General features: G+C 64.7%; 13 protein-coding genes, 1 pseudogene and 1 riboswitch. Of the genes and pseudogenes, 6 read left to right on the forward strand and 8 right to left on the reverse strand.

From position 1 onward, the window contains the following. Nucleotides 1-35: 35 nt before the first annotated feature. On the reverse strand, nucleotides 36-1,544 hold the full coding sequence (mqo, locus tag CAG41_RS24090; protein WP_085707549.1) for a malate dehydrogenase (quinone): 1,509 nt from the start codon (nucleotides 1,542-1,544) through the stop codon (nucleotides 36-38). A 738-nt stretch (nucleotides 1,545-2,282) separates the two neighbouring features. Continuing rightward, the gene (locus CAG41_RS24095) at nucleotides 2,283-2,516 is read right to left on the reverse strand and encodes a hypothetical protein (RefSeq protein ID WP_085584759.1); all 234 of its coding nucleotides are present in this window, start codon (nucleotides 2,514-2,516) and stop codon (nucleotides 2,283-2,285) included. A 190-nt stretch (nucleotides 2,517-2,706) separates the two neighbouring features. Between CAG41_RS24095 and CAG41_RS24100 the strand changes: the two genes are divergently transcribed. Next, nucleotides 2,707-3,291, forward strand: coding sequence for a YajG family lipoprotein (locus tag CAG41_RS24100; RefSeq protein WP_085584761.1), 585 nt, complete (start codon nucleotides 2,707-2,709; stop codon nucleotides 3,289-3,291). A gap of 252 nt (nucleotides 3,292-3,543) precedes the next feature. On the opposite strand, the gene CAG41_RS24105 is transcribed toward CAG41_RS24100, so the two are convergent. Continuing rightward, the gene (locus tag CAG41_RS24105) at nucleotides 3,544-3,750 is read right to left on the reverse strand and encodes a hypothetical protein (protein WP_085584935.1); all 207 of its coding nucleotides are present in this window, start codon (nucleotides 3,748-3,750) and stop codon (nucleotides 3,544-3,546) included. Nucleotides 3,751-3,944: 194 nt separating this feature from the next. Here CAG41_RS24105 and CAG41_RS24110 point away from each other — a divergent pair, with 194 nt between their 5' ends. Next, nucleotides 3,945-4,223 (forward strand): hypothetical protein, encoded by a 279-nt coding sequence (locus CAG41_RS24110; protein ID WP_085584763.1) that lies wholly within the window; start codon nucleotides 3,945-3,947, stop codon nucleotides 4,221-4,223. Nucleotides 4,224-4,299: 76 nt separating this feature from the next. Here the strand turns inward: CAG41_RS24110 and CAG41_RS24115 are convergent, their stop codons facing one another. Then, nucleotides 4,300-5,466 (reverse strand): 1-acyl-sn-glycerol-3-phosphate acyltransferase, encoded by a 1,167-nt coding sequence (locus CAG41_RS24115; RefSeq protein WP_085584765.1) that lies wholly within the window; start codon nucleotides 5,464-5,466, stop codon nucleotides 4,300-4,302. A 139-nt stretch (nucleotides 5,467-5,605) separates the two neighbouring features. Here CAG41_RS24115 and CAG41_RS24120 point away from each other — a divergent pair, with 139 nt between their 5' ends. Genes CAG41_RS24120 through CAG41_RS24130 form a run of 3 tightly spaced genes read left to right on the forward strand, consistent with a single transcriptional unit; the run spans nucleotide 5,606 to nucleotide 6,718 of the window. After that, nucleotides 5,606-5,788 (forward strand): CPXCG motif-containing cysteine-rich protein, encoded by a 183-nt coding sequence (locus CAG41_RS24120; RefSeq protein ID WP_085584767.1) that lies wholly within the window; start codon nucleotides 5,606-5,608, stop codon nucleotides 5,786-5,788. A gap of 9 nt (nucleotides 5,789-5,797) precedes the next feature. Beyond that, nucleotides 5,798-6,058, forward strand: coding sequence for a putative signal transducing protein (locus tag CAG41_RS24125; RefSeq protein WP_085584769.1), 261 nt, complete (start codon nucleotides 5,798-5,800; stop codon nucleotides 6,056-6,058). Nucleotides 6,059-6,094: 36 nt separating this feature from the next. Then, a complete protein-coding gene (locus CAG41_RS24130; RefSeq protein ID WP_085584771.1) occupies nucleotides 6,095-6,718 on the forward strand; it encodes an SOS response-associated peptidase in 624 nt (207 codons plus the stop codon). A gap of 344 nt (nucleotides 6,719-7,062) precedes the next feature. Here CAG41_RS24130 and CAG41_RS29295 read toward each other — a convergent pair whose 3' ends face one another. Next, on the reverse strand, nucleotides 7,063-7,905 hold the full coding sequence (locus CAG41_RS29295; RefSeq protein ID WP_371856116.1) for a methyl-accepting chemotaxis protein: 843 nt from the start codon (nucleotides 7,903-7,905) through the stop codon (nucleotides 7,063-7,065). Nucleotides 7,906-7,917: 12 nt separating this feature from the next. Then, nucleotides 7,918-9,264: pseudogene (locus tag CAG41_RS29300) on the reverse strand (HAMP domain-containing protein); the annotation flags it as partial. Nucleotides 9,265-9,465: 201 nt separating this feature from the next. Here CAG41_RS29300 and CAG41_RS24140 point away from each other — a divergent pair. Continuing rightward, a complete protein-coding gene (locus CAG41_RS24140; protein ID WP_085707550.1) occupies nucleotides 9,466-10,284 on the forward strand; it encodes a M48 family metallopeptidase in 819 nt (272 codons plus the stop codon). A 247-nt stretch (nucleotides 10,285-10,531) separates the two neighbouring features. Here CAG41_RS24140 and CAG41_RS24145 read toward each other — a convergent pair whose 3' ends face one another. Both CAG41_RS24145 and CAG41_RS24150 read right to left on the reverse strand, forming a co-directional pair. Further along, complete coding sequence (locus CAG41_RS24145) at nucleotides 10,532-11,116, reverse strand: TMEM165/GDT1 family protein (protein WP_085584777.1); 585 nt, start codon at nucleotides 11,114-11,116, stop codon at nucleotides 10,532-10,534. 88 nt (nucleotides 11,117-11,204) lie between these two features. Next, a riboswitch (yybP-ykoY riboswitch) is annotated at nucleotides 11,205-11,327 on the reverse strand. Nucleotides 11,328-11,367: 40 nt separating this feature from the next. Beyond that, entirely contained in the window at nucleotides 11,368-12,366 is a 999-nt protein-coding gene (locus tag CAG41_RS24150) for a class I SAM-dependent methyltransferase (protein ID WP_085629386.1), read from the reverse strand. Nucleotides 12,367-12,374 lie beyond the last annotated feature (8 nt).

A 12,374-nucleotide genomic window follows, 5' to 3' on the forward strand; every position in this document is an offset into this window, starting at 1 on the left:
CTCACTGAGTGCGGGGCGTTTTTCATGGGGCGCGATCAAGCGAAGCTTGGGGTCTCGCTGCTTTCCTCGACCAGCTCCAGGGCGATGTTGTTCTGCGTGTTGATCTTGCGGTACAGCGCAGCATCGGTTTCCAGCGCCTTTTCACGGGCCGGGAAGATTTCCGCCAGTTTGGCGGCCCACTCGCCCTTGGCCTTGGCCGGGAAGCATTTCTCGATCAACTCGAGCATGATCGACACGGTCACGGAGGCGCCTGGCGAAGCGCCGAGCAGGGCGGCCAGAGAACCGTCCTTCGCCGCCACCAGTTCGGTGCCGAACTGCAGGATGCCGCCCTTTTTCGGGTCTTTCTTGATGATCTGCACCCGCTGGCCGGCCACTTCCAGGCGCCAGTCCTCGGCTTTCGCCTGCGGGTAGAAGCGGCGCAGGGACTCCAGGCGCTGCTCCATCGACTGCATCACTTCGCTGACCAGGTACTTGGTCAGGTCCATGTTGTTCTTCGCCACGGCCAGCATCGGGCCGATGTTGCCGGCGCGCACCGACATCGGCAGGTCCATGAACGAACCGTGCTTGAGGAACTTGGTGGTGAAGCCGGCGTACGGCCCGAACAGCAGGGATTTCTTGCCGTCGACCACGCGGGTGTCCAGGTGCGGCACGGACATCGGCGGCGAACCCACGGCGGCCTGGCTGTAGACCTTGGCCTGGTGGTGCTTGACCACTTCCGGGTTGTCGCAGCGCAGCCACTGGCCGCTGATCGGGAAGCCGCCGAAGCCTTTGCTCTCTTCGATGCCCGAAGCCTGCAGCAGCGGCAGGGCTGCGCCGCCGGCGCCGAGGAACACGAACTTGGCGTCGACTTCACGGCTGTTGCCGCTGTTGACGTCCTTGATGCTGACGGTCCAGCCGTTGCCGTTGCGCTTGAGGCCGGTCACGCGCTTGCAGTACTTGACCTGGGCATCGGGTGCGCTGGTCAGGTGCTTGAGCAACTGATTGGTGAGGGCGCCGAAGTTGACGTCGGTGCCATTGAGCACGCGGGTGGCGGCCAGCACCTGATCGGCCGGGCGGCCCGGCATCATCAGCGGCATCCACTCGGCCATCTTGGCCTTGTCTTCGGTGTATTCCATATCGGCGAACGCGTGGTGCTTGCTCAGCACCTTGAAGCGTTCCTTGAGGAACGACACGCCTTTGTCGCCTTCGACATAGCTCAGGTGCGGCACCGGGCTGATGAACGATTTGCACGAGCCGAACGTGCCCTTGCGGGTCAGGTAGGACCAGAACTGCTTCGACACCTCGAACTGGGTGTTGATGTGCACGGCCTTCTTGATGTCGACGGTGCCGTCGGCAGCCTGCGGCGTGTAGTTCAGCTCGCACAGGCCGGCGTGGCCGGTGCCCGCGTTGTTCCACGGGTTGGAACTCTCCGCGGCTCCGGAATCCATCAGCTCGACGACTTCCAGCTTGATCGCCGGGTCGAGCTCCTTGAGCAGCACCGCAAGGGTGGCGCTCATGATGCCGGCCCCTACCAGAACTACGTCGACTGCTTCGTTATGCGCCATTTAACGCGTCTCCAAAATCTGCAGCACCAAATTGTCGGCATGGCTGCCAGGTGTTCCGGGGCAGGTCAGTGGCGCCCCAGGTAACCCATGGCCAGGATCGCCATGTCCGAATCTTCGCAATTTTTCGCAACTTCGACGGATGCAGACGGCCCGGCCTCATGAGTTCCATGAACTCATTTCGGCGCGCGGCTGGCAATTCGACTTATGGTCGAGTCATCCGTTCGTGCAACCAAATCCGTAGCGGACAGGCATCAGGCTCCGGTGTTCGAGGCGTACGCGGTCCTGTGTCGTTGGGCTGTTGTAGACGCTAATGGTGCATGTTCAGACGCAAAACTATTCATTTGCTCGCCACACTCTTGTGAAGTTGTGAAAACCCGTTTTTTTCACGCTCTTTTGAAGACGTGAACCTCAAAAAGGGCTGCCCCGGCCGGGCACCGTGCCCGGATGGATGGCCGCCGGTGAACACGGGGCGGGCAACACGGGCAAACAACTCAGTGACCGAGCGTCATGACAGCTCTGCAGATTCGCGAAAAGCGGGTTTTTGCCTGGGAAACAGCAAGCGCGCCGGCTTCACTCGATCTGTGTGGGCGGCTCTCTGTGGGCGGTTTCGGATGCCAATGCCTGGGCATTGACGCTGTTGCGGGGCCCGATCAGGAGACGACCTTATAATCGGGGGGAGATTGTATCGAAGAAATGCGGGGATTTGCTCGTGTTTGATGACTTTTATTAGGCATCCGGTCAGATGCCGAAAACCGCTTGCGCCCGTGCGCGCGGCCGCGACGCTTCGACGCGGGCGCTGGCCGGCAGCGGCTTGTGCAGCCAGTTGAGGCGAATTTCCTCGATTTCCACCCAGCCTTCGCCCATCGGTTGCAGGCTGCATTGCTTGAACGCCTGGCAATGGCCGTTGCGGTCGAGCAGGGCGAAGCTGCGGTGCAGGGGGCGCGGCGCGAAGAGCGAGATCAGATGGCGCATGGCGAAATACCTTTTGGAGTACGTGCTGCGAAGGTTGCCGCCAGGCCATGACGTCATCGTGTAGGGGCGGTGAACAATCTGTGACAGGAACCGCCCAGGGCCGGGCCTGTCTGAGATTCCGTGCTGGTGAGCCGCAGTGGCCCACCGCTATACTGCCGGCCTGTCTGTGCCTGATTCTGGAGAGAAGAGCATGTTGCAACGCCTGTTGTTCGGTTTGATCACAGTGACCGGTTTGACCCTGGCCGGCTGCGCCCACAGCCCGCAACAGCTGAGCCCGGAACCGAAGCTGACCAGCCAACTGGCACCAGTCGGCCGCGGCCAGCCGGTGGTGGTGCGCGTGGTGGACGGCCGTCCGTCGCCGACCCTGGGCACCCGCGGGGGCCTGTACCCTGAGACCAGCGCCATCACCGTGCAGCGCGAACAGATCCTGCCCAAGCTGCAGGCCCAGGCCGAGGCGGCCGTGCGTCTGCTGGGCTTCACCCCGTCCAACGGCGCCATGAACGCGCCGCAGTTGACCGTGACCCTGACCGAGCTCAAGTACCAGTCGCCGAAGGAAGGCATGTACGTGACCGAGGCCACCATCGGCGCGACCTTCCGCTCCGACGTGCAGAGCGGCAACCGCCGCTACAGCGGCCGCTACGGCGCCTCGCTGGATCAGCGCTTCGGCATGGCGCCGAACCAGGAAACCAACACCAAACTGGTCAGCGACGTGCTGAGCGACGCCTTGACCCGTCTGTTCAAGGATCCGAGCATCGGCCAGATCCTCGCCGAGTAAGCGGTTCGCCTGATGCGCAAAAGCCCGGCGCCAGCGATGGCCCCGGGCTTTTTCATGTCCGCCGCCGGACGCTGCCCCCTCCAGGGAGCCTGTTCGTGATGAGGGTGTGTCAGGCGGCATGCGTATTGAATGTCAGTCCGCCATCGCCAGCAGGCTGGCTCCCACAGGTTAGGAGCCGGTCGACGGTCGTATACGCGACGCGGTCGTTATGGGAGCCAGCCTGCTGGCGATGGCTTCGACGGCGGCCGGGCGTCAGGCGGCCTGGGAGTAGAAGTCCAGCACGCTGACGCCCGTCAGCAGGTCGGTTTCCGGCAGATCGGCGTGCTGATGGCCGCCGAGGGCGCAATACACCAGCCAGCGGCGGTCCTGCACGTTGAACGCCAGGCTGCCGACGAGGGCCTGCTGTTCGTCGGTCGGGGTGATGAGGTAGAGGCGGTCCTGGTTTTCGGCGTGAAGCATGCTGCGTTCCGTGTCGGTTTCGAGGCGCGCATGGTGGCCGATGCAAATGACGAAGTCGTGACACAGGGCAACCATCGGTCGATTGCGCCGTTGTTTGTCGCAAAGGGTGGGGACGCAGGGGAGGGTTGCGCTAGAATCCGCGCCGCGGTCGTCGGTCTGGCGTTCGCCATACCGGTTCAGTTCGAGGCTCAAAGATGTCGCTGCACTTGATGACGTTGTTCACCGCCCATCCCGCCAAGTTGATCAACCTGCTGGCGCTGGCGTTCGCCTTCCCGGGCAGTTGGCTGCTGCACGCGACCCGCCGCCGTGAGCAGCGCGCGCTGGCGAACATCGCCGCCCAGCGCCGGATCCAGCCGGACCAGGAGCCGGTGCTCGACTGGGCGACCCTGCGCATGAACCGGTTCTTCTACCGTTTCGGCTTCGCTTGCCTGGGCCTGGCGCTGCTGGTGTCCTGGATCAGCACCCGCGTCTGAAGGCCGTGCAGGCCCCGTGGGGTGAACCCGCCCCATCACGAAGAACGGCGCCCGAGGGCGCCGTTGCTGTGTCTGCCTACAGCGGCAACCCCGCCTTGACCCGGTACTGATTGCGCACCGGCGTCGCATATTGCAGCACCAGGTACGGACGGTGCTCCTCGGGGCAGGCGTCCAGCCGGCGCTGCCACTCTTCCCGCGCCTTGGCCAGCTCATCGACGCCGAACACATCGGCGGCCTTGGGCACCTGCAGCTGCGGATCGGCGTCCGCCCACTGCGCGTACGCCAGGTAATGCACCGGGAACAGGCGGTAGCCGCCGAGGATCTGCCGGTCCATCTCCACCGCCAGTTGCTTGGTGTCTTCGTAGAACGCCGTGATCGGCGCGGCGAAGTTCACGTGCACCCGGCCCTTGTAGCCGGTGATGCCCTTGGCGATGCTCACGTCGTCTTCGCCCGGCGCCTTGCTGTAGGTGCCGGTGGTGGCGCGGATGTACAGCTCGCGGGCCTTGGCCTGGTCGCACGGGTCGTATTCGTAGCTGATCGACACCGGGGTCAGGTTCAGCGACTGGATGACCTCGCCGAACGGCTCGTCCTTGCGGCTCATGTGGAACATCTTGAGGATCGCCGACTCGGTGCGGTCGTCGCCGTCCTTGGCCCGGCCCTCGGCCTGGGCGATCCAGATCGAGGCGCAATCGTTGCGGATCGAATGGTTGATGTACGCCGACAACAGCTGGTACGCCGCCATCTTTTCCCGGCGCCCGGTGATCGAACGGTGCACGATGAAGCTCTTGTTCAGGCGCATCAGGTCGCTGACGAAGGGCTTTTGCAGCAGGTTGTCGCCGATCGCGATGCGCGGGGTCGGCAGGCCGGCGTGGTACACGGCGTAGTTGACGAAGGCCGGGTCCATCACGATGTCGCGGTGGTTGGCGATGAACAGGTAGGCGCTGCCGGACTTGAACTGCTCGACGCCGGTGTAGGTCACGCCGTCGGTGGCCCGCTCGATGGTGTGGTCGACGTAGAACTCGACCTTGTCCTGCAGGGTGGCCACCGAGGTCACGCCGGCGAACTCACGGCGCAGCCGATGGGCGATGAGGGGCTTGAGCATCCAGCCCAAGGCACCGGCGAAACGCGGGAAGCGGAAGTGGGTGAGGATATCTAGAAACGCCTTGTCGCCGAGCAGCCGCGCCAGTACCGCAGGTACTTCGCTGTCGTCGTAAGGTCGGATGGCATCGAATTCGCCCATCATGCTCTCTTGTTGGAAACGGCTAGGGTAAGTAAAGGTGTTGATCGAAAACCAACGGGGCACGGTCTGAAAAGGTAGCCAGACAAAAAAGGCCCTGCAAACAGACCGGCGATTATACGCACAAGTCACTCGGGAGACCGCGATGCTGGAAGCCGCAAGTTATGATTGCCCGTACTGCGGGGAAGAGGTCGAGACCACCGTGGACCTGTCCGGCGGCGACCAGGAATACATCGAAGACTGCCAAGTGTGCTGCAAGCCGATCCGGTTCGTGTTGCAGGTGCACGGCGAGGAGTGGTTGCTCGACGTGTACGGCGAAAACGACTGAGGGGCGCGCATGCAGCGGATCTACGAGCCGGAAAACCTGATGGAAGGCGAGATGCTCAAGGGCATGCTCGAAAGCGAGGGCATCGAGGCGCACCTGGTGGGCCGCGACCTGCTCGGCGGGGCGGGCGAGCTGCCGGTCTTCGGCCTGCTCGGGCTGTCGGTCGACAATGATCAGGCCGAGTACGCCAGCGAACTGATCCGGGCGTACAATGCCGCGCTGCCGCTGCCCGGCGATGAACCGGACAGCTACCCCGGTACGCTGGTCTGTTAGGCTGGCGTTCGATTTATTTGCGAGCCGTGTTGCCCCATGTGTGGACGTTATGCCCTGTTCCGCTGGAACCGTGATTTTGCGGCCCTGCCCGGTTTCCCGGCCGATCAGCAGGCGCAGTGGAACATTTCCCCCAACGATTCGGTGCTGATGCTGCGCGCCGAAGCCGACGGTCAGCGCACGCTGGCCCGTGCCCGCTGGGGCCTGACGCCGCCGTGGCTGACCGACCTGTCCCGCACCCCGGCCCATGCCCGGGCCGAGACCGTCGCCGAGCAACCGATGTTCCGCGAGGCCTTGCGCCAGCGCCGTTGCCTGCTGCCGGCCAACGGTTTCTACGAATGGCGCGGCAGCGCGCGCAAGCGGCCGTACTGGCTGACGCCGGGGGAGGGCGCTTCGCTGTTCTTCGCGGCGATCTGGGAAGCCTACCCGGTGCAGGAGCAGGTGTGGCTGAGCACGGCGGTCATCACCCAGCCGGCCATGAGCCAGCGCCGGCCGCTGATCCTGGATGAAGCGGGGCAGGCGGCATGGCTGGATCCGCAAACGCCGCTGCATGCCTTGCACGCGCTGCTGGCCGGCGAGCCCGTGGCGCTGCGCGAGCGGGTGCTGGCCAACCTGGTCAACGATCCCAAGCTCAACGGCCCGGAGTGCCTGACCCCGGCCTGACGCGGAACCCGAACCTCCACCATCGCCAGCAGGCTGGCTCCCACAGGGGATCGCGGGTGCCTGCGGAATCTGTGGTTCTCACCGAACCCTGCGGGAGCGAGCCTGCAAGCGATGAGGCCGGCTCATCCGACATCACCTGTGCCTGATCCACCGCCATCGCCAGCAGGGATCTGGTGGGCATGCGCAACTGTGTTCACTGCAAAAACCTGTGGGAGCGGGCTTGCCCGCGATGAGGCCGGCCCATTCGGCATCTATGCGTCAGGCTGCCTCCCACAGTTTTTCACCACCGTCCCCCTGTGGGAGCGAGCCTGCTCGCGATAAGGCCCGCAGGGCCTTCCCGCCGGTCAGACCTTGAACTGATTGATCAGCCGGCGCTGCTGCTCCGCAAGTTTGGTCAGGTCGGCGCTGGCCGAACTCGATTCGTCGGCGCCGCCCGCGACTTCGTTGGCCACCTGGCCGATGTTGATCACGTTGCGGTTGATGTCGTCGGCCACCGCGCTCTGTTCCTCGGCGGCGCTGGCGATCTGGGTGTTCATGTCGTTGATCACCGACACCGCCTGGGTGATGGTCTCCAGCGCTTCGGCGGCCTTGGCCGCGTGCTGCACGCTTTCGTCGGTGCGGCTCTGGCTGTCCTCCATGACCCGCACCACTTCGCGGGTGCCCTGCTGCAACTGCTGGATCATGCTCTGGATTTCTTCGGTGGCCTGCTGGGTCTTCTGCGCCAGGTTGCGCACCTCGTCGGCCACCACCGCGAAACCGCGGCCCTGCTCGCCGGCGCGGGCCGCTTCGATGGCCGCGTTCAGGGCCAGCAGGTTGGTCTGCTCGGCGATGGCGCGGATGGCGATGAGGATCGCGTTGATGTTCTCGCTGTCCTTGGCCAGTGCCTGCACCACTTCCACGGCCTTGCCGATCTCCACGGCCAGCACGCCGATCGACTTCGACGTGTCGCTGACGATCTGCATGCCTTGGCTCGCGGCCTGGTCGGCATGGCTGGCCGCCTGCGCGGCCTGGGTCGCGTTGCGCGCCACGTCCTGGGCGGTGGCGGTCATCTCCTGCACGGCGGTGGCCACCTGGTCGATCTCGGCCATCTGCTTCTGCACGCCGATGTTGGTGCGGATGGCGATGTCGGCGGTGTGCTCGGACGAATCGCTGACGCTCTGCACCGACGTCACCACTTGGGTGATCATCGCCTGCAACTTGGCCAGGAACGTGTTGAAGCCTTTGGCGATCGAGCCGAGCTCATCGCTGCGGTCGCTGCTCAGGCGGCGGGTCAGGTCGCCTTCGCCCTGGGCGATGTCGTCGAGCATGGTCACCATCTGCTTGAGCGGACGGGCGATGCCGTGGCCCACCAGCCAGATCACCAGCAGGCCGAGGCCGGCGATGATCAGGCCGACCATGGCCATGCCGAAAGTGTCGGATTTGCGCTGGGCGTCGAGGTCGCCCTGGAGTTTCTGCAGGTCGGCCATCACCGCGTTCAGCGGCAATTGCAGCATCAAGGTCCAGCGCGCGTCGGTCTGGCCGATGCCGAACGGCAGGTACAGCTCGATCCGCCCTTGTTCCTTGCTGACGGTGTAGGTGACTTCGCCGCGCTTGAGATTGGCCATGTTGGCGATCTGCTGGCTGTCGAGGATGTCGCTGACCTTCTCGCCGAACTTGCTCGGATCCTTGGTGTAGGCCACGATCCGGCCGTTGCCGCCGATCAGGGCCATCTGCCCGGCGCCGGCGTACAGTTTCTGGTTGGCGGCCAGGAGCATCTCCTGGATGAAGTTCACCGACAGGTCGGCGCCGACGATGCCCTGGAACGCGCCGTTGAGCATGATCGGCTCGATGAACGAGGCGAGCATCACGACCTTGTCGCCGACCTTGTACGGCGCCGGGTCGATCACGCAGGACTTCTTGGTTTCCTTCGAGCACAGGTAGTACTCGCTGGCGCGCACGCCGGTGGACAGGACTTTCTGGTCGTCCACATCCACCAGTTTGTCCAGGCCCAGGGTGCCGTCGTCATTGCGGAACCACCACGGCAGGAAGCGCCCGTTGGTGGCGTCGATGCCCACCACCTGGGTGCCGACGTAGGCGGCGTCGTTGTGGTCCAGGGCGTTCTTTTCCCAGCCGATGTAGGTGCCGAGGATTTTCGGGTTCTTCTCGACGTTTTCCTTGATCAGGCTGATCAGCTGCTCGCGGCTGACGGTCAGCCGGGGCTGGCCGTCGGCGCCCGGCGTGCCGAGCAGGGCGTTGACCCGCACCAGCCCGCCGGCGATCAGCAGCGGCGCTTCGAGCTCGCGCTGGATCTGGCTGACCTGGGTCTGCGCCAGGGACGTCAGACGCTGTTCAATGACCTGCTCGAACTGGGCCTGGGTGCGTTCCTGCACCATGTCTTGCGTCCGGGCGCCGGAGAACAGCGCATACAGCACCAGCGCGGCCACCACGCTGAGAACGATGGCGCCGGCCAGGGCCGCCACGGAAAACTGGATCGACTTGAATTTCATGGGAGCTCCGCACGCAGGAAGACGTCTGCGCTGATGTATCGGCAGCGGGCACGGAGCCATGAGCGGATTGCGCCGGAATAAAGGAAGGATGTCGCAAATGGATCGGTGCGCGACGCAGTGGCGGAAGGCATTGCGGCGGGTATGAATTTTTTCCTACAGGGGCGCGGAGGCTTTCTGAAAGTACGTGCAACACGTCTGTTGGATCTGGCGCGGCTACCGTTACCCGCCTAGGATACGCGCAGGTTTCCAGGGAGCTTTTGAATGAACAAGATTTGGGTTGCAGGTGCGCTGGGCGCAGCGCTGTCGCTGGCCGGTTGCCAGTCGGTCAACACCACCAGCGGCGGCGCCGTGGGTGTGGAACGCAAGCAGTACATGTTCAGCATGCTGTCCTCGCAGGAAGTCGACCAGATGTATGCCCAGTCCTATCAGAAGACGGTGGGCGAGGCGTCCGGCAAGGGCGTGCTGGACAAGACCAGCAACGACGCGAAACGCGTTCAGGCCATCGCGAACCGGCTGATTGCGCAGGCGCCGAACTTCCGTCCGGACGCTGCGCAGTGGAAGTGGGAGGTCAACCTGATCAAGAGCGATGAGCTCAACGCCAACTGCGGCCCCGGCGGCAAGATCATTTTCTACACCGGGCTGATCGACAGCCTGAAGCTGACCGACGACGAGATCGCCGCGGTCATGGGTCATGAGATCGCCCACGCCTTGCGCGAGCACGGTCGTGAGGCGATGTCCAAGGCCTACGGCATCGAAATGGCCAAGCAGGGGGCCGGTGCGCTGCTCGGCCTGGGTCAGGACAGCCTGGCCCTCGCCGACACGGTGGCCAACTACGGCATGACCCTGCCCAACAGCCGCGCCAACGAAAACGAAGCCGACCTGATCGGCCTCGAACTCGCCGCCCGGGCCAGCTACAACCCGAACGCCGCGATCACCCTGTGGAACAAGATGAGCAAGGCCTCGGAAGGCGCACCGCCGGAGTTCATGAGCACGCACCCGGCCTCGTCCAGCCGGATCGCCTCGTTGCAGGCGGCGATTCCGAAGGTGATGCCGTTGTACGAGAAAGCGCCGAAGTCCTGATGGACACCCTGCGCGGCTGGTGGCCCCTTCGCGGGCAAGCCCGCTCCCACAAGGACGGTTCAGCGCAGATTCCCGTGGGGGGCACCTGTCTTGTCTTGGTCCTGTGGTGCCCGGACTGACGCCATCGCCAGCAGGCTGGCTCCCACAAGGGATCTCGGGTGAATGCTGGGGCTGTGGTCACCGCAGAATCCTGTGGGAGCGGGCTTGCCCGCGATGAACGATAACGCGACATCGCAGGCTTGCCGCGTCAGACCCAGCCGCTGCTCTGCATCGCCTTGTACACCGCGACGATCGCCAGAATCATGAAGGCCGAAGCCGCCAGGCGACGGATCAGCGTCAGCGGCAGTTTCTCCGCCGCGAAATTCCCCGCCAGCACCACCGGCACGTTGGCGATCAGCATGCCTGCGGTGGTGCCGATGATCACCAGCCACAGCTCCGGGTACTGCGCCGCCAGCATCACCGTGGCGATCTGGGTCTTGTCACCGATTTCAGCCAGGAAGAACGCGATCAGCGTGGTCAGGAACGGCCCGAACTTGCGGGCCGTGCTGGCCTCGTCGTCGTCCATCTTGTCCGGCACCAAGGTCCACAGGGCCGTGGCGGCGAAGCTGGCCGCGAGGATCCAGTGCAGGACGGAGTCGGAGAAGAAACTGCCGAACCAGGCGCCGACCGCACCGGCGGCCGCATGGTTGGCCAGGGTCGCGGCGACGATGCCGGCGATGATCGGCCAGGGTTTGCGAAAGCGTGCGGCGAGAATGAGCGCGAGCAGTTGCGTCTTGTCGCCGATTTCGGCGAGGGCAACGATGGCGGTGGGAACGAGCAGCGAGTCCAGCATCAGGATTTCCTAAGGGGCGGGTCGACACGGCTATGACACGTACAGCCTTCCCGCCCCGGGTAAGGTGTGCGTGTCATAGGTCTTGTCAAACCCTGCGGTCCGTCTGGTGCGGACGCTGGGGTCGCATACGCCATGATCTGCGGATCAAGTGTGTTGACGTATGCCGGACGAGCTAGGCGCTCGTGGGAGACTACTCCCCTAGGACGGAGCGGATTCTGCCTAGGCAAATCCGATTGGGCAAGTACAAATTTTCAGCCGCGCTTGGCGCTGTAGATCCGGAACCCCTGGCCTTCGGCCCTCACCGAACAGGCGCCCAGATGCTCCTCGATCAACGGTTGGTACTTGAGGAAACTATTGGCCACCAACCGCAGTTCGCCACCATTTTTCAGATGTTGGGCTGCTTTTCGCAGCAGGTTTTCCGTTGCCTGGTAGTCGGTGTGCACCCCGGTGTGGAACGGCGGATTGGTCAGGATCGCGTTCAGGCCCAGCGGGGCGGCATCGATGCCGTCGCCGGTCAGCACGTCGCCTTCCAGACCGTTGGCCGCCAGGGTCAGACGGCTGCTGGCGGCGGCGAAGGCGTCGACGTCCAGCAAGGTCACCTGGGTGTCCGGGTAGCGACGCTTGACCGCAGCCCCCAGCACGCCGGCACCGCAGCCGAAGTCCAGCAGATGGCCGCTGGGCAGTTTGTCCAGGTGCTCCAGCAGCAGGGCGCTGCCGCGGTCCAGCCGGCCGTGGCTGAACACGCCCGGCAGGCTGATCACCTTGAGCGGCCCTTCGGCCAGCGGCAGTTCATAGGTCTGGGCCAGGCTTTCCAGCGGTTTGGCCGCCGGCGCGTCGGCCACCGTCACCTGCCAGAGCTGGCAATGGCGGGCGCTGTCGAGCTTGCGCGGCTTGCCGAACGGATTGAGCTGCTTGGCTGCGCCTTCGATGCCGCCGCGTTTCTCCCCCACCAGGTACACCTCGCGCCCGGCCAGGCGCGCGGCCACGGCGTTGAGCAGGTAGTCGGTCAGGTCCTTGGCCTTGGGCAGGAACACCACCGCGCTGTCGAACCCGCGCTCGGGGACGTTCACGCCGAAGTGGCTGCGCCCGGCGAAGCGCGCCTCCAGCATGGCCTGATCGCCGGCATGCCAGCACCAGCCGAACGCGTCGGGCAGGCGCCCGAGCAGATCGTCGGCGGGCAACCCGGCCAGCAGCACCGACCCTTGGAATAACTCGGCCTGACGAAGCAGTACTTCACTGCGCGGATCCATAACTGCTC

Origin of the sequence: Pseudomonas sp. B35(2017), assembly GCF_002113645.1 — a bacterium.
GTDB classification, from domain to species: Bacteria; Pseudomonadota; Gammaproteobacteria; order Pseudomonadales; family Pseudomonadaceae; genus Aquipseudomonas; species Aquipseudomonas ekonensis.